Annotated in this window: 16 protein-coding genes; 10 read left to right on the top strand and 6 right to left on the bottom strand. The window is 65.1% G+C overall.

Features of this window, described 5'->3' with window-relative positions; all coding sequences use genetic code 11:
* Positions 1 to 108 precede the first annotated feature (108 nt).
* Genes CSX12_RS01735 through CSX12_RS01720 form a run of 4 tightly spaced genes read left to right on the top strand, consistent with a single transcriptional unit; the run spans position 109 to position 6,326 of the window.
* Positions 109 to 936 carry a TnsA-like heteromeric transposase endonuclease subunit gene (locus CSX12_RS01735; RefSeq protein ID WP_164743619.1) on the top strand — a complete coding sequence of 276 codons (828 nt, stop codon included), beginning with the start codon at positions 109 to 111 and terminating at the stop codon, positions 934 to 936.
* Complete coding sequence (locus CSX12_RS01730) at positions 926 to 2,962, top strand: Mu transposase C-terminal domain-containing protein (protein WP_029264081.1); 2,037 nt, start codon at positions 926 to 928, stop codon at positions 2,960 to 2,962. The genes CSX12_RS01735 and CSX12_RS01730 overlap by 11 nt, the downstream gene beginning before the upstream one ends.
* Complete coding sequence (locus CSX12_RS01725; protein ID WP_124894640.1) at positions 2,959 to 4,002, top strand: TniB family NTP-binding protein; 1,044 nt, start codon at positions 2,959 to 2,961, stop codon at positions 4,000 to 4,002. Before CSX12_RS01730 ends, CSX12_RS01725 begins: the two co-directional genes overlap by 4 nt.
* Positions 3,999 to 6,326 (top strand): zinc-ribbon domain-containing protein, encoded by a 2,328-nt coding sequence (locus tag CSX12_RS01720; protein WP_124894639.1) that lies wholly within the window; start codon positions 3,999 to 4,001, stop codon positions 6,324 to 6,326. The genes CSX12_RS01725 and CSX12_RS01720 overlap by 4 nt, the downstream gene beginning before the upstream one ends.
* Before the next feature lie 194 nt (positions 6,327 to 6,520).
* Here CSX12_RS01720 and CSX12_RS01715 read toward each other — a convergent pair whose 3' ends face one another.
* From CSX12_RS01715 to trxB, 5 genes are read right to left on the bottom strand one after another with little or no spacing between them, the layout of a single operon-like run.
* Positions 6,521 to 6,928 carry an arsenate reductase ArsC gene (locus CSX12_RS01715; protein ID WP_017201945.1) on the bottom strand — a complete coding sequence of 136 codons (408 nt, stop codon included), beginning with the start codon at positions 6,926 to 6,928 and terminating at the stop codon, positions 6,521 to 6,523.
* A 28-nt stretch (positions 6,929 to 6,956) separates the two neighbouring features.
* Complete coding sequence (locus CSX12_RS01710; protein ID WP_124894638.1) at positions 6,957 to 7,952, bottom strand: metalloregulator ArsR/SmtB family transcription factor; 996 nt, start codon at positions 7,950 to 7,952, stop codon at positions 6,957 to 6,959.
* Between the two features lie 2 nt (positions 7,953 to 7,954).
* Complete coding sequence (gene arsB, locus CSX12_RS01705) at positions 7,955 to 9,046, bottom strand: ACR3 family arsenite efflux transporter (protein ID WP_026049682.1); 1,092 nt, start codon at positions 9,044 to 9,046, stop codon at positions 7,955 to 7,957.
* The gene (gene trxA / locus CSX12_RS01700) at positions 9,043 to 9,369 is read right to left on the bottom strand and encodes a thioredoxin (protein WP_017201948.1); all 327 of its coding nucleotides are present in this window, start codon (positions 9,367 to 9,369) and stop codon (positions 9,043 to 9,045) included. The genes arsB and trxA overlap by 4 nt, the downstream gene beginning before the upstream one ends.
* Positions 9,366 to 10,340 (bottom strand): thioredoxin-disulfide reductase, encoded by a 975-nt coding sequence (trxB, locus tag CSX12_RS01695; RefSeq protein ID WP_124894637.1) that lies wholly within the window; start codon positions 10,338 to 10,340, stop codon positions 9,366 to 9,368. The genes trxA and trxB overlap by 4 nt, the downstream gene beginning before the upstream one ends.
* 91 nt (positions 10,341 to 10,431) lie before the next feature.
* Here trxB and CSX12_RS01690 point away from each other — a divergent pair, with 91 nt between their 5' ends.
* Entirely contained in the window at positions 10,432 to 10,839 is a 408-nt protein-coding gene (locus CSX12_RS01690; RefSeq protein ID WP_124894636.1) for a low molecular weight phosphatase family protein, read from the top strand.
* Between the two features lie 143 nt (positions 10,840 to 10,982).
* Here the strand turns inward: CSX12_RS01690 and CSX12_RS01685 are convergent, their stop codons facing one another.
* A complete protein-coding gene (locus CSX12_RS01685; RefSeq protein ID WP_124894635.1) occupies positions 10,983 to 11,831 on the bottom strand; it encodes an IclR family transcriptional regulator in 849 nt (282 codons plus the stop codon).
* A gap of 69 nt (positions 11,832 to 11,900) precedes the next feature.
* Between CSX12_RS01685 and CSX12_RS01680 the strand changes: the two genes are divergently transcribed.
* The 5 genes from CSX12_RS01680 to fae all read left to right on the top strand — a co-directional run bounded on the left by CSX12_RS01680 (position 11,901) and on the right by fae (position 15,960).
* Positions 11,901 to 12,614 (top strand): ABC transporter permease, encoded by a 714-nt coding sequence (locus CSX12_RS01680; protein WP_017201952.1) that lies wholly within the window; start codon positions 11,901 to 11,903, stop codon positions 12,612 to 12,614.
* A 1-nt stretch (position 12,615) separates the two neighbouring features.
* Positions 12,616 to 13,644, top strand: coding sequence for an ATP-binding cassette domain-containing protein (locus tag CSX12_RS01675; protein ID WP_051000814.1), 1,029 nt, complete (start codon positions 12,616 to 12,618; stop codon positions 13,642 to 13,644).
* Entirely contained in the window at positions 13,641 to 14,438 is a 798-nt protein-coding gene (locus CSX12_RS01670; protein WP_124894634.1) for an ABC transporter permease, read from the top strand. Before CSX12_RS01675 ends, CSX12_RS01670 begins: the two co-directional genes overlap by 4 nt.
* Positions 14,439 to 14,500: 62 nt before the next feature.
* Positions 14,501 to 15,442 carry a glycine betaine ABC transporter substrate-binding protein gene (locus tag CSX12_RS01665; protein ID WP_124894633.1) on the top strand — a complete coding sequence of 314 codons (942 nt, stop codon included), beginning with the start codon at positions 14,501 to 14,503 and terminating at the stop codon, positions 15,440 to 15,442.
* Positions 15,442 to 15,960, top strand: coding sequence for a formaldehyde-activating enzyme (fae, locus tag CSX12_RS01660; RefSeq protein WP_017201956.1), 519 nt, complete (start codon positions 15,442 to 15,444; stop codon positions 15,958 to 15,960). Before CSX12_RS01665 ends, fae begins: the two co-directional genes overlap by 1 nt.
* Positions 15,961 to 15,971: the final 11 nt, after the last annotated feature.

Genomic DNA, 15,971 nt, shown 5'->3' with positions numbered 1-15,971 from the left:
TATCCGGTCCGCGCCGGTGTGTCGGAAGCCCGTCGAAGCCGACCGGGCTGATCCTGGGCGCAGGCGACGAAGATGTGCCTACCGGCACTCCGCCTCCCTCCGGGAGTGATGATGAAGCCAGCTGAGATCGCACGGATGATCGCTCGTCGACGGTTCTCGAAAGAGTCGGAGCTGCACTGGGTGCCGCGTGATCATCGTTCGGAGACTGGCTATGCGAACAACACCTCGTTCGCACCGGTCGACCGAAGTCTCGGCCGTTTGGATTGGTCTGTCATCGACCCCATGAAGGTTCGAGTATCGAAGGGCGCCAGCCACTTCTTCACAGGATCTGAGTACTTCTGGAGTCGCACCCGCAGCCACGTGTGGTGTGAGTCTCAGTTCGAGCGCGACGAGTTGATGTGGCTCGATTTTGCCGGACAGGTCGAAAGGGTGTGGTCGCAGCCGTTTGGCGTGGTGTTCGGCGTCCGCTCACCGATGGCCGGTCATTGGCACGTGCCGGATTTCTTGTTGCAGATGTCGGACGGCTCCTACGCCGTCCGAGATGTGAAGCCGAAGGAACGCATCGACGAGTCCGTGCAACTGCAGTTCGATGAAACCGCACGGCTGTCGGCAACGCTCGGCTGGCACTACGAGGTGCTCTCCGGTCACAGCGTCCATGCGACTCGCGTGGTCGAATGGTTGTCGGCGTCGCGTCATGACCGTTGCAGGCCGTCGGCGGACATCGAGGACAAGATCCTCGACGCAGCTACTCAGGGCAAAACACGCCGGGAGTTGTGTGAGCTGGCGTCTCCAGATTGCCCGCTTCTAGCGTGCGCATGGGTTGACAACCTCGCCTGGCGCAGACTTCTCGCGCTCGACTTGTCGTCCGTATTCAATAGCAACACGCTACTGACTACCGCACATCGGGAGAGAACGGACGCGATCAGTGTCCGATGAACGCAAACTGAAGCTCGGAGACTCTTTCGAGATTGACGGCGAGAGCTGGGTCTGGGTCCACATCATTCCTGGCCTGGAGGTGAAGCTCCGCTCTGAACACGCGCCCGATCGACACCTGATCATGTCCGTAGACGAGTTCCTGCTCCAGGCCGGAACAGCCCAACGGGATCGCAGCGTATCTCTTCGACCGGACGGGGATGCATGGCCGACCGACGTATGCGATATGGAAGCCCATCTCCTTGAGGCGTTCACGGGCAGGCCGATGGATCCGTTGGCCTCCGCTTCTCGGGCACAATACGACCCTGCGCTGACAACTCAGAACGCACGCGTTGACGCGAAGCTGCTCGAGCTAAAAGGCACGTCACTTGGGCGAGCGCGCAGCACCTTTCACCTCCTGTGGAAGACGTACCAGCAAGACGGTGCAGCCGGGCTGAATGCCCGCATGCATCGCAAGGGCGAGCAGCGACTCTCCATCAGCCGGGCAGATGCACGGCTGGTGACGATCATCGATCGATTCCTCGATCGCCAAACGGACAAGTCGACGAGCAGCAAACGCCGGTGCGCTGTCTTGGTGAGGCGAGAGCTCGAGACCACTTACCCGGGCGATCCTCTATGCGAAATCAAGGCTCGCACCCTCCAGGGCTACATCAACGAGCGGGCGGCCGGCCGTTACAGCTTCGACAAAGCGACCACCCGGCGAAACACCGATAACAGCCCCAAGCGTCAGTACTACTCCGGGGCTGCCTATCAACTTGGGGAGCGATGCGAGATCGATTCAACGAAACTCGACGTTCTCGTCTGGGATGAGAACAGTGAGTTCCGGCCGACACTCACCGTGCTTCTCGATGTCGCAAGCCGGGTACCGCTCGCTTGGGCGATTCACGCGGACAGCCCTGGCGGATTCGACCATGCACTCCTGCTCGCCCGGGCTGTCATCGGGCGCAAAGCCGTACCTGGTTCGGGAGCAGCCACCCTCGCGGGATCAGCCACGTTGCCTTCTGACCTGATGAAGCAGGTGAACCCCTACCTCACTGACGATTCTCTGGCCCTCCCGTGGATCTTCCCGCGATCGATCACTATCGACGGCGGAGCAGATTTTCGGTCCCGCACGTTCAGAGATGCCTGCAGCGCGTACGGAATCCACAGGGAACTTGCCCCCTCCAGAACGCCGACGGTAAAGCCACACGTAGAGCGCAACTTCGGCACCCTCTCGACAGACTTCGCCGCATGGCTGGCCGGTTTCGTGGGGAACTCCGTCGCCCATCGGGCCGCCAAAGACGACCCCACCCTCACCCTGGATTCGCTTCGCCTCATCCTCGACAGCTGGATAACGAACATCTACCTGAACAGGCCTCACCGTGGCTTGAAGTCGACGAGCTCCCCAGGGCGCATCTTCACCCCGAATCAGATGTACACCGAACTGTTCGCTGTAGGACCCGGCGTCCCGGTGCCTTTCGGAGTTGAGGAGTACCTCGCGCTCTTGCCCACGGAACGGCGCATGATCGGTCGTGCAGGGATCGAACTCCACAATCGCCGCTACGACTCATCCCACCTGGAAGATCTCCGCAATCGCTCCCTCACGGGCGCTGAACCGGGATCCGCGAAAGCCAGGAAATTCCCAGTGAGCTTCGACCCCTACAACGCCAATGCCGTCTGGGTGCGTCACCCAGAAACCGGTGTGTGGATCGAGTGCTGGGACATCGCTCTGCGGGAGAAGACAGCACCGATGGTCGCCGAGATCGACATGAAACTCCTTGCCCGATACCCCGACGCCGCAATCGACGATCCCGACCGCCGCCGCGAGTGGATCGACCACGTCGAAAGTCGCGAACGAGGAGACAAACGGAAGCGCACCCAGCACAAACGGGAGCAACAGCGCCTCAAGGTCGAAGCGCAACGTGAACCAGGCCCCTCGACAACGACACCGATCCCACTACGGCAATGGGCCAAACCCGTCGACATCAGCACCATCGATTGGACATCCCCCGACATAGATCTCGCGCAAGCAGAGGAGCTTGATTCATGAAGATCACCCCACTCGTCCTCCACCATGACCGCAAGACCAGCCTTGCAGGGCTTCGAGAAGCATTCGACGCCGAGCCCGCATCCCCGCCGAAGATCACCTTCCGGCAGTACACAGATCTGGACAGTGAAGCCCGAGAGCTATACGACCAAGCTCGCGAAGACTTTCTCCGGCTGACGCTGAGGGTGAAGACACGCGAGCAAGCGGTCTGCGCTCGCATTCTGGAGGACCTCATCCGGATCAACCCTCGGCTGAAGAACTCGCGGCGCGGGCTGATGATATCCGCGCCGATGTTCTCCGGCAAGACAGAGCTCGCTCTCCTGTTGGCTCGATCCGTAGAACGCAGACACGCAGCCCAACGCCCCGACTACCTCAGAGACGGAGACACACCGGTCGTCTGGGTGGAGATGACCGAACACTCGACCGGGAAGGCTCTCCTTGCCCAGATCGTGGAGTTTCTCGCCCCCACCATCGTTCTCCCCAAACAAATCGCCACCGACAGGCTGCGGAAACTTGCCGTCGAAGCCCTCCACCGTCACGGCACGAAGCTGCTCGTGATCGACGAAGCGCACAAGCTCGGCGGGACTGAACCCTCCAGTGTCATCAAAGCCCTCCAGAACGAGTCCTGTGCGACCGTCGTCCTGGTTGGAATCAGTCTCGACCAAGCATTCAAGACGGGCGACGGCCTGCAAGTCAGCGCACGCTGCGACTTCGTCACACTCGACAAGATCGACCCGGACGTCAAAGAGGACTTCGAACAATGGATCAAATGGGTCGCCACCTTCGACAGCTTCCTACCACTATGCGGGCACTCCCACGGCCTTCTCACCCGCAACGCCGGCACGCTAGTCCACGCCGCCGACGGGCAGCTCGCCGTTCTCGCGATGATTGTGGACCGCCTCGTCGCGTCCATCTTGCGAGACGAATCGCGCACCTCTGAGACCGTAACCCGCGAGCGACTCTTCGGGGTTCTCGATACTCTCCGGCGCACCACGCTCAACAAACACAACGTCACCCTGGACGACTTGGTGGACGCCGCATGATCAGCACGCAGGCGTGGGCGAAACGACCCAAGTGGCATCATCTTGAGACGCCACGCTCCTACGCGCAGCGGCAATGCCGCGCCGCAGGAGTGCCGTTCGACTTCGCCGAGAGAGCACTGACCAGCCGAGCGCAACCGAACATCCACCGCGTCTGGATCGACGACGAAGCGGCCGCTCGGACGGTCGAGGCGACGGCGGGGCGCCCGGCCGGTCATTACCTCCGCATGAAACGTCTAGCGCAACCGGACTCCACACGGGCCTACCCGCAGCGCTTCCTGTGCCGCCTATGCAGTGCCGGGGAGACGATCGAGCAGATTCCCCACGATCGGGAGAACTTCTGTCTCCGACACCCGGGGCAGATGGTGTGGTTCGGTCCCGGAACCGAAACCGATACCCAGGTGATCGTTCCCTTCGATCCCTCTCTTCGGAACACGGAACTCTCCTTCCGTCGACTCGTCGCTACTGGTCGGGTCACCACGCAACTGCACGGTCAGGTGTGGGCCATGGTGCGCGACAACGACACGCTCTCCGCCCAGAACGCAGAGACCGGGCAGAGTCCGTCTTTGATGAGCGCGGTACGCGAGATCGATCGCCGCGCACATCTGTACCGCGCGACGGTGCGCGTTCTGCAGATCTTGTCCAATCGTTCGCACTGCGCACGATGGCGCACTCAGTCGGCGGCAGATCTACGGCTCGATATCAAGGAAACGTTGGGCTTCACCAATAGCGACACCCTCGTCGAACGGGTGATTCTCTGGCTCCGCCCCCTCCGCCGCCACACCATCCCCACGAAGTTCCGCCCCCTGGAAGCTGCCCTCGACACTGTCGACGTCCCCCGCATCCTCGACACCACCGCCAACTACCCGCTGTGGATCCTCCGCCACCCGAAAGCCATCTCCGAATGGGACTGGGATCGCAACCCGCCCACCCGCGACCCCTGGTCCGGAGTCGATGTCTCCCACAAAGCCTGGTGGTTGTGCGAGGAGGGGCACTCCTGGGAAGCAAGCCCCCACGTGCGAGGCTTTGCCGAGACAAACTGCTCGTACTGCATCGGCATGGACTTCTGGCCTGGACACACCGACCTTGGCACCCTGCGGCCAGACATCGCCGCGGAATGGGACACCACCTCAGGAGCCAACCGCGGGGACCCACATCACGTCAGCGTCACCTCTGCCCGGAGAATCAACTGGAGGTGTACTGCTCGAGAGCACACCTGGCCCGCCCAGGTGCGTTCCCGCACCACGCAAGAAAGCAGCTGCCCCTACTGCAGCGGTAGCCGGGCGATACCGGGTGAAACAGACTTAGCCACACTTCACCCGGGCCTTGCAGCAGAGTGGGATTGCGAACGCAACGACAGCTCCATCACTCCGGAGACAGTCACCCCCGGATCGGACCGTGTCGTCTGGTGGCGCGGTCCCTGCGACCACCGCTGGGACGCGGCCGTCGGCGACCGTTGCTCAGGACACGGCTGCCCGTACTGCTCCAATCAACGCACCCTCGCCGGTTTCAATGACCTGGCCACCACCCACCCTCAACTCGCCGACCAGTGGGACCCCGCAAACTCCAAGACTCCGCGCGAGGTCACCGCGGGTTCGGATTACCCCGCGGTATGGCGTTGCGCGCTGAGTCACACGTGGGAGCTTCCCGTCTGGGGTCGCACGAAGGACAAGACGGGATGCCCCGTGTGCGCGAATCGGGTCGTCCTCGCGGGATTCAACGACTTGGGAACCCTCGACCCTCATCTGGCTTCGGAGTGGGACCATGAAGCGGGGGCGAACGACCGAACACCCTCCGAAGTGACCGTTAGTAGCTCCTATGAAGCCCAGTGGCGCTGCGCTGAGAATCACACGTGGCCAGCGACAGTCGCCAACCGACACGCAGGCTCCGGGTGCCCCTCATGCTCCGGACGGGTCGCCATCCCGGGAGCCACTGACCTCGCGACACGCCGACCGGATATCGCCGCACAATGGGACCCCAGCAACGACTGCTCACCGAATCAAGTCACGGTCTCCTCCCACGTGAAAGTGTCGTGGATCTGCCACCGCAATCACTCGTGGCCCGCGACAGTCAAGAACCGGACGTCCGGCTGCGGCTGCCCTTACTGCACAGGAAAGCTACCCATCCCAGGGGAGACCGACCTTGCAACCCTGCGACCCGATCTCGCAGCGCAGTGGGACTCCTCTAACACCCTCTCGCCCACCGAGGTCACCGTCGGATCGGGGAGAAAAGTCACCTGGCACTGTGCCTGCGGGTACACGTGGCCATCGAGAGTTCAGACCAGAACCCGCAGGCCCCACGCCCGCTGCCCCGAATGCCGCAAATAGCGACACTCCAGGTTCCAACGCCATCGAGCTCGCACTTGGCAATGCTGACCCCCTCGAGCACGAAGGGCAAAGGCTCACGTGTTCGCTGCTCGCCCAAACGCGAGCGAGTCGAGAAGCGCTGAAGGCCTGACCAAGGTCGCACTGCCGACTCGCCGTTCACGTCAGCGTCGCGGATTGTCGAGCCCGTGCGCTTCTCAGAGGAGCTCGCTCACCAGCTGTTCGATGCGACCACGGATATCGTCGCGGATGGGCCGTACGGCGTCGATGCCCTGGCCAGCGGGGTCGTCGAGCTTCCAGTCTTCGTAGCGCTTTCCGGGGAAGAACGGGCAGGCGTCGCCACAACCCATGGTGATCACGACGTCAGAGGCCTGCACCGCCTCGGTGGTGAGGACCTTGGGCTGCTCGGCGGTGATGTCGATACCAAGTTCCTGCATCGCGTCGACGGCGGTGGGGTTGATCTGATCCGCAGGCATGGACCCGGCCGAGCGCACTTCGATACGGTCGCCAGCGATCTCGCGGAGGAACCCGGCCGCCATCTGCGACCGTCCGGCATTGTGAACGCAGACGAAGAGGACGGACGGCTTGACGGTGGTGTCAGTCATGTTTGCTCCTGAATGGGCGGTAGAGGGGTTAGCGGAGAAGGTCGTCGACGAGAACATGGACGCGTGCGGCGATATCGTCACGGATCGCTTCGACGCCTTCGCGAGACGCGAGAGCGGGGTCACCCACCGCCCAGTCGTCGTACCGAACGCCGGGGATGATCGGGCAAACGTCCCCGCAGCCCATCGTGACGACCACATCTGCCGCGCGCACCGCGTCGTCGGTGAGCGGCTTGGGATACCGATCGGCGGCAATGTCACCTTCGATGTCCGTGAGCAATGATCGCACATGGGGGTGGATGACGTCCGCGGGATTCGACCCTGCGGAGCGCGCAACGACCTTGCCGCCGCTGATCTGATTCACGAGTGCTGCGGCGAGCTGGGAGCGTCCGGCGTTCGCGACGCACACAAACAGCACCTGCGGGACGGAAGAGACGCGGTCTCTGGTGAGGTCAGCGAGGCGCTGCCGGGCGAACCTCTCGGTCAAGGGGATCAATGCAGAGGTGACGCGAGCAGTGCGGGCAAGGGACGTGTACGACTCGCGGACGATGGTGAGCACCACGTCCGCGTCAACCTCCGGAATCTCGGCGGCGAGCTCATCGGCAAGATGAGTCACGCGCGCGTCGAAGTCGGGTCGAGTGCTCGCATCCGTGCGCTCAACGCTCCACGGCTCACTCACGGTCGCAGGTGCGAACGAGTCCAGGAGAGCGGTGACCGCGCCTCGGCGGTTCGGGTTGATGCGGTACCAGACCCAGGTGCCACGCCGCTCGGAGACGAGGACATCCACGTCTTTGAGGACTTTCAGGTGGTGCGACACGGTGGGCTGGGAGACGTCGGCCAGTTCGGCCAGGTCGCACACGCACGATTCTCCGCGGGGATCGGAGGCGATGGCCGACAGCATGCGCAGCCTGAGCGGGTCGGACAGCGCTTTTAGCGTCGCTGCGACCGAGGTGGCAGCGTCGATGCCGATCGCGTGGGTGGCGACGGGACTGCAGGTGTCGCCGGTGGTCGTCAGTGTGACGTTCATGGCTACATCCTTTCAGCGGTGTACGGGTTGGTGTGGAACCAGCGTCGGGCCGCCCACAGGGAGACGTAAACGAGTCCGACGAGCACGGGGACCTCGATCAGTGGGCCGACGACACCGGCGAGGGCCTGACCGGAGGTGGCCCCGAAGGTGCCGATGGCGACGGCGATGGCGAGTTCGAAGTTGTTGCCCGCGGCCGTGAACGCCAGCGTGGAGGATCGGGCGTATCCGAGCCCGAGCGCCTTCCCGGTGAACAGTCCGATGAACCACATCACGGCGAAGTACGCCAACAGCGGGAGGGCGATACGGGCCACATCCCACGGCCGGTTGGTGACCTGCTCGCCCTGCAGGGCGAACAGCAACACAATCGTGAACAGCAGGCCGTACAGCGCCCACGGTCCGATCTTGGGAAGGAACTTCTCTTCGTACCAGTCGCGGCCCTTCGCACGCTCCCCGATCAGGCGGGAGGCGAAGCCGGCGATCAGGGGGATGCCGAGGAAGACGAGGACATTGAGGGCGATCTGCCAGACCGAGATCTCCAGTCCCTGCGAGTCCAGTCCGAGCCATCCGGGGAGCACGGTGAGGTAGAACCAACCGAGCAGGGAGAAGGCGATGACCTGGAACACGGAGTTGATGGCGACAAGGACGGCGGCGGCTTCCCGATCGCCGCAGGCGAGATCGTTCCAGATGACGACCATCGCGATGCAGCGGGCCAGGCCCACGATGATGAGGCCGGTGCGGTACTCGGGGAGATCCGGAAGGAACGCCCAGGCGAGGGCGAACATCAGTGCCGGTCCGACGACCCAGTTCAGAGCGAGTGAGGAGATGAGGAGCTTCTTGTCGCCGGTGACAGCGGCGACTTTGTCGTAGCGGACCTTCGCGAGGACCGGGTACATCATCACCAGCAGGCCGAGAGCGATCGGCACAGAGATGCCGCCAACCTCAATGTGTGCGAGGAGGTCGGAGACGCCAGGGATGAAGCGGCCGACGAGGATTCCGGCGACCATAGCCAGTCCGATCCACAGCGGCAACCATCGGTCAAGGGTCGACAGGCGGCGGGTCGTCGTTGTGGGGGTGGGTGCGGTTGCGGTGCTCATGCGAGGAGCGCCTCCATCTTCTCTGCGATTACGGGCTTGGCGTGGGCGCCGATGAGCATGTCAACGCGCGCACCCTGGTTGTAGAAGACCAGCGTGGGGATCGAGGTGACGCCGATGGCGGTCACCGTGGCCGGGTTCTGGTCGGCGTCGAGCTTCACGATCTTGACCCGCCCGTCGTACTCGACGGCGAGCTGGTTCAGAAGCGGTGCGATCTGCTTACACGGACCGCACCAGGTAGCCCAGATGTCCACCACGACGGGGATCTCGGAGTCGGTGACTTCGTTCTGGAATGTGGCGTCGGTGACCACGATCGGGAAACTCATGCGAGGACCTCCTGGGCATCGAATGCGGGCGCGGTGTCCGTGAGGGCCGCGAGGTAGTGCTGGGCGTCCTGGGCGGCCGCGCAGCCCGTACCGGCTGCGGTGATGGCCTGCCGGTAGATGTGATCGACCAGGTCGCCGGCGGCGAAGACGCCGTCGAGGGTGGTGCGGGTGGACGGGTGGACGACCCGCACATACCCGTCGGCGTCGGTGTCGACGGAGCCCGCGACGAGCTCGGAGCGCGGGTCGTGCCCGATGGCGACGAAGACCCCAGTGACGGAGAGTTCGCGCTCCGCCCCGGAGACCGTGTCGCGCAGCGTGACCGCCTCGACCTTGTCCGTCCCGAGGATGCCGGCCACTTCGCTGTTCCAGGCGACGTCGATCTTCGGGTGCTCGAGCACCCGCTGCGCCATGATCTGTGAGGCGCGGAACGTGTCGCGGCGGTGCACCACGGTGACCTTCGACGCGAACCGGGTGAGGAACAGAGCTTCCTCCATCGCCGAATCGCCACCGCCGACCACGACGATCTCCTGGTCGCGGAAGAAGAAGCCGTCGCAGGTCGCACACCAGGAGACCCCGTGGCCGGTGAGACGCTCTTCGTCGGCCAGTCCGATCTTGCGGTACGCGGACCCCATGGCGAGGATCACCGCACGCGCCAGGTACGTGTCACCCGAGCCGGTGCGCACCGTCTTCACCGGCCCTGCCAGGTCGACCGCGACAGCGTCGTCGAGAAGGATGCGGGCACCGAAGCGCTCAGCCTGCGCGCGCATCGACTCCATCAACTCCGGACCCTGGACACCGTCGACGAAACCGGGGAAGTTCTCCACCTCGGTGGTTGTCATGAGCGCACCGCCGGCGGTGACGGAACCGGCAAGCACGACAGGGGCAAGGCCCGCCCGCGCCGCATACACCGCAGCCGTATACCCGGCGGGCCCGGATCCGATGATGACTAGCTCAACCTCTTGAATCGACATGCGTCTATATTGACACTTATCAATGCAACGTGCAAGCCTGGTGTCATACCAACGATCCGGCGAGTGTCTCGCCGGAGGAGAGAAGGATGACGTGACAGACCCTCAGACCGTGCTGTTCATCTGTACGCACAATGCGGGACGCTCGCAGCTGGGCGCGCACCTGCTGGCCCGGCATGCTGGCGATCGACTGATCGCAGACAGCGCCGGAGTGCACCCCGCTGCCGCGATCAACCCCGCGGTCGCCGCGACCCTCGACGAGCTCGGCATCGACACATCAGCGGCAGTACCGCGCGGTGTCACCCCGGACGACCTCGCGAACGCTGATGTGGTGGTGCTGATGAAGCCGGGCTTGGAACTACCCGGGCCGGTCTCCGGCGAGCTCGTGCAGTGGGAGTTCCCCGACCCTGCGGACTGGTCCGTGGACAGCGACTCGGTTCGTGACCTGCGCGATTCGGTCGATCTCAAGGTGCGGGCACTGGCAGCCCGACTGTTGGAGTAGCCAGGCCCCTCAAGGAAGATCCTCGCAGCGCAGGCACGCTCAACCTTCATCACCACTCCCGCCTGGGCGGTACACCTCAGAGCATGGCAGGCTTGCATCGACCTCAATACCTCTGGCCGTCGCGGCCGTCGCCTTCGGCGAGTTCAGACCATACCTAGACGCGTCGACAGCTCGCGCGCAGCTCGCGCGACGAGCGCGCCAAGCGCCTCAAGGCGGTGCCCGATTCGCGCCTTCGGGGCGCTTACGTTCACGGCTGCGACGATACGTCCCGTGAAGTCGATGATCGGCGCCGAGGCTGCCACCACCCCGAACTCGAGCTCCTCGTCCGATAGCGCGTAGCCCTGCTCGCGGATACGGCCGAGTTCGGTGTGCAGGCTCGCGAGATCCGTCACCGGAGAGTTGCCCGGCGGGGGAGAGTCCAGAACCGGGAATCCGGAGGGGTCAGCCTGGTCGAAACGGCCGACGAGGGGCTGATCCTGCCCGTGGTCGTCATACCAGCGTGCGAGGGACTCCTCGTCCCAGTCGCTCAGCAGCGCACGACCCGAGGGAGTGCGCCACGCGGCCGTGGTGGTGCCCGCCCAGCCGGTCGTGCGCACGTCGTGCGGGCTCAGCTCGCTAAGCAGCGTAAGCACGTTGCCGCCGCGCAGCACGCACAGGTGACTCGTCTCGCGCGTGGACTGCACAAGTCGTCGCAGGATGCTGCGCGAGGCGTGCACGAGCGTCGACGTGGCCGTGTGCGCCGCCAGGGCGTATAGCCGCGGCCCGAGCAGGTAGCGCAGCGACTCCTCATCGCGTTCGACGAGTCCGGTCTCGGCGAGCGTCGCGAGTGTGCGTGACACGACCGCCTTGTCCCGCCCGGTGAGCTGTGCCACCTGCGAGACGCCGAGTCCGCCGGAGCGCAACGCCTCGTCGCCGCCGAGCAGCTCGAGGATCTCGATGTCGCGTCCGAGGCCGGAGGAATTGCGGCGAGGGCCGCCGGAGGTGGTGGTCACGGTAAGAGTGTAGCGTCAGCGGTTGCCATATACACAACGCTCTTTGACGAAATGGCCACAAAGGCTACCGTGAGTCTCATCCCCGGTACCGGCCTCAACGACGAGACAGGAGCCCTCTTGACCGGATTCAACTGGGAAGACCTCATGGCCTTCCTCACGCGTCGCGCGGACGACATTCTTGAGCTCACCCGCGATCACCTCGTCGTCGTCGTCGTCTCAGTCGTCCTCGCGGCGATTATCGGCATCGGCCTCGGCATCCTGGTCCGCAACCGTCGCATCGCCCGCACCACCGTGCTCACGGCCGCCGCTGTCGCGATCACCATCCCGTCACTCGCCCTCCTTGCCCTCCTGAGCCCCGTCCTCGGCCTCGGGTGGCTGCCGACCGTCGTCGCCCTCGTTTTCTACTCGCTGCTCCCGGTGGTGCGGAACACCGTCGTGGGACTCCGCGAAGTACCGGTCTCGGTGCTCGAGTCGGCGCGGGGCATGGGCCTCGGCCCCACCCGCATCCTCTTCACGGTGCAGCTGCCGATCGCCTGGCCGGTCATCATGACCGGCATCCGTGTCGCCGCCCAACTCACGGTCGGGATCGCGGCGATCGCCGCCTACGTCGCCGGCCCCGGGCTCGGCGAGTACATCTTCAAGGGCCTGAGCTCGCTCGGTTCGAAGAACGCCCTCAACTACGCGCTCACGGGCACCGTCGCCGTGATCATCCTCGCGCTCGTCCTCGACGGCATCCTCGTGCTCGTCGCCCGCCTCACCACCTCAAGGGGTCTCCGTGCCTGACATCACAACGAACACCGGCGTTCTCACCTCCCTCGCGGCGCAGCAGGGCGGCGTCGACATCGTCCTCGACCACATCACCAAGCAGTACCCGGGTCAGCAGAGGCCCGCCGTCGAGGACTTCTCGATGCGTGTCGAGCCCGGCGAGCTGATCATGTTCGTCGGCCCCAGCGGCTGCGGCAAGACCACGACGATGAAGATGATCAACCGCATCATCGAGCCGACCTCCGGGTCGATCCGGATCAACGGCGATGACGTGCTGTCGCTCGACGGCAACGAGCTGCGTCGGCACATCGGCTACGTCATCCAGCAGATCGGCCTGTTCCCGCACTTCACGATCGCCGAGAACATCGCGATCGTGCCGAAGCTGCTCGGCTGGTCCAAAGCCCGTATCGCCGAGCGCGTGGACGAGCTCCTGCGCACCGTGCAGCTCGACCCGGGCACGTTCGCACAGCGATACCCCCGTCAGCTTTCCGGCGGGCAGCAGCAGCGTGTCGGAGTGGCCCGGGCACTGGCTGCCGATCCGCCCGTCATGCTCATGGACGAGCCCTTCGGTGCGACCGACCCGATCACGCGGGAGAAGCTGCAGGCGGAGTTCCTGCGCATTCAGGCCGACATCGGCAAGACCATCATCTTCGTGACGCACGATTTCGAAGAGGCGATCCGCATGGGCGACCGCATCGCAGTGCTGAGCGATCGCAGCCAGATCGAGCAGTTCGACACTCCGGCGCGCATTCTCGCCGAGCCTGCCAACGACTATGTACGATCGTTCATCGGCGAGGGGGCCGCCCTGAAGCGTCTCGCTCTGATCCCGGTGACGGACGCGCGAATCGGATCCGCGGATGCCGCAGCCCCGGCCGTCACGGTCGACGAGCACTCCTCGCTGCGCGAGGCCCTCGACACCCTGGTGCTGACCGGCGCCGCGCGCGTCAACGTCACCCGCGCCGGGGCGGTCGTCGGCTCGATCGACCAGGCGGCCATCTCGGCGGCGCTGGGCTCCGAAGGCCCCGCGCGTCGCGCCGAGGAGGCGTGACCGTGACCGGCCCCCAGGTCGTGCCCTCCGCGACCACGATGCTGCGCACGCAGTCCGCGCCCCGACGCGGCATGCCCGTGCTGCTGCGCCGCCTGATGCCGCTCATCGTCGTCGCGGTCGTGCTGGTGCTCACCTACGTGTGGGTGTCGAGCCTCGACCTCGACTCGATCGAGCAGCGCACGCTCAACGCCGACTACATCACGGCCCGCATCGGCGAGCACCTCGTGCTGTCGATCATCGCCTCCGTGCTCGTGGCTGTGCTGGCGATCCCCGCCGGCATCGCGGTGAGCCGCTCCCGATCGAAGGTGTTCCGCGGCGTCGTGATCGGCATCGCGAACATCGGTCAGGCGACGCCGGCGATCGGCGTCGTGATCCTGCTCGCAATCGTCTGGCAGACGGGATTCACGACGGCACTGCTCGCACTCGTGATCTACTCCTTCCTGCCCGTGCTGCAGAACACGATCGCGGGCCTCGCCCAGGTCGATCCCAGCATCCGCGAGTCGGCCCGGGGCATGGGCATGACCCCGTCACAGGTTCTGCGCCGAGTGGAGCTGCCGCTCGCCTCGCCCGTGATCCTCGCGGGACTCCGCACCGCGCTCGTCTTCGCGGTCGGTGTGGCCACGGTCGCGACCTTCATCAACGCCGGCGGTCTCGGCGACATGATCATCAACGGCCTGAAGCTGCAGCGCTATCCCGTTCTCGTCGTCGGAGCGATCCTCGTCGCCTCGATCGCCGTGCTCATCGACTTGGCCGCCGGCGTCGTGGAGGACATCGTTCGACCCAAGGGCCTCTGAGCACCATCACTCCACCACTAATTCACATGCACAGCACACTCCCTTCCCGAAAGGAACTTGCAATGAACACACGCACCATCGCCACCGCCTCGTTCGCCGCCATCGCCGCCGGCGCTCTGCTCCTCACCGGCTGCTCGTCCGGTGCCGGCGGAGGCTCCGGAGCCCAAGGCGACGAGCTGGAAGGTCTCACTGGCGAGATCGGCTCGAAGGACTTTTCGGAGCAGTACATCCTCGCCTACATGACGGCGGAACTGCTCAATGCGCACGGTGCCGACGTCGAGGCCAACACGAAGCTCGTCGGCTCCGCCAACGTGCGTCAGGCGCTCGCGAATGACCAGTTCCTCGGCTACTGGGAGTACACCGGCACGTCGTGGATCACGTACAACGGCAATACGACGCCGGTGCAGGGCGCCGAGGCGCAGTTCGATGCCGTCAAGGGAGCGGACGCCGAGAACGGCATCGCGTGGCTCGACCCCGCGCCGTTCAACAACACCTACGCCTTCGCGATCCGTAAGAAGGAGGCTGACGAGCTGGGCGTGAAGACGCTGAGTGATGTCGCAGCCCTGCCGAGCGCCGATCAGACGTTCTGCATCGAGAGCGAGTTCTCGACGCGCGACGATGGCTGGCCGGGTCTCAAGGCCGCCTACGGCTTCGATGCCCCGGACTCGAACGTCACGATGCTCGACACCGGCGTCATCTACACGGCGACCCAGAAGGGCGACGACTGCAACTTCGGCGAGGTCTTCCAGACCGACGGCCGCATCCCCGCCCTCGACCTCGTGGTGATGGAAGACGACAAGGAGTTCTTCCCCAGCTACCAGGGCGGCTTCACGCTCAAGCAGAGCACCCTCGACGAGTACCCGGCGATCGCCGACGTGCTGGCCGAGCTGAGCCCGCTGCTGACCACCGAGGTCATGCAGGAGCTCAACGCCAACGCCGATGTCGACGGTGAGGACCCCGAGGACATCGCGATCGACTGGCTCGAGGAGCAGGGACTCATCTGATGACCTCGACCATCCAGCTCGGCGAGAGCTTCGTCGGCGACGGCGTCAACGCCGCACACATCAACACCGTGCTCGGCCACCGCGAGGGACCTGCGGGGACGGCGTGGGCCACTGCCCTCGCCAGCCCCAGCCAGGGGCACGTGCCCTTCGTGGCGGTGCTCCGCCCCTCCCTCCCGGTGAAGCCCCTGACGCTGTTCGTCACGAAGGCCGCACCGGCGGGTGACGAGCACGGCCTCCTCATCTGGGGCCCGGCGCAGGCCGGAGTCGCTGCGGGCGTGGCCGACGCCGTCGCCGACGGTGTGATCCCGCGCGAGGCTGCCGACACGCACGCCCTCATCGCCGCAGTGTGGGTCAATCCGGCGGCCGACGACGCCGACACGGTCTACCGCAACAACCGCGAGGCGACACGCACCGCGCTCGCGAACGGCGCGGCGGGCCTGCCCAAGCTCGACGCCGTGCTGGAAGCCCGGCACGCGCCGACCAATCCGTTCTACACCCCTTCCACCGCATCCGCCTGATCCACAAAGGA

Source organism: Microbacterium sp. Y-01, assembly GCF_003856715.1.
Taxonomy (GTDB): Bacteria; Actinomycetota; Actinomycetes; order Actinomycetales; family Microbacteriaceae; genus Microbacterium; species Microbacterium algeriense.
Note: the sequence above shows the minus strand (reverse complement) of the source record. Positions and strands in the feature narration are given on the sequence as shown.

Excerpts from the sequence above, each read along its gene's own strand:
- CSX12_RS01710 (WP_124894638.1), bottom strand. The coding sequence starts at position 7,952 with ATGAACGTCACACTGACGACCACCGGCGACACCTGCAGTCCCGTCGCC.
- CSX12_RS01715 (WP_017201945.1), bottom strand. The coding sequence starts at position 6,928 with ATGACTGACACCACCGTCAAGCCGTCCGTCCTCTTCGTCTGCGTTCAC.
- arsB (WP_026049682.1), bottom strand. The coding sequence starts at position 9,046 with ATGAGCACCGCAACCGCACCCACCCCCACAACGACGACCCGCCGCCTG.
- CSX12_RS01725 (WP_124894640.1), top strand. The coding sequence starts at position 2,959 with ATGAAGATCACCCCACTCGTCCTCCACCATGACCGCAAGACCAGCCTT.
- trxB (WP_124894637.1), bottom strand. The coding sequence starts at position 10,340 with ATGTCGATTCAAGAGGTTGAGCTAGTCATCATCGGATCCGGGCCCGCC.
- fae (WP_017201956.1), top strand. The coding sequence starts at position 15,442 with ATGACCTCGACCATCCAGCTCGGCGAGAGCTTCGTCGGCGACGGCGTC.
- CSX12_RS01665 (WP_124894633.1), top strand. The coding sequence starts at position 14,501 with ATGAACACACGCACCATCGCCACCGCCTCGTTCGCCGCCATCGCCGCC.
- trxA (WP_017201948.1), bottom strand. The coding sequence starts at position 9,369 with ATGAGTTTCCCGATCGTGGTCACCGACGCCACATTCCAGAACGAAGTC.
- CSX12_RS01735 (WP_164743619.1), top strand. The coding sequence starts at position 109 with ATGATGAAGCCAGCTGAGATCGCACGGATGATCGCTCGTCGACGGTTC.
- CSX12_RS01720 (WP_124894639.1), top strand. The coding sequence starts at position 3,999 with ATGATCAGCACGCAGGCGTGGGCGAAACGACCCAAGTGGCATCATCTT.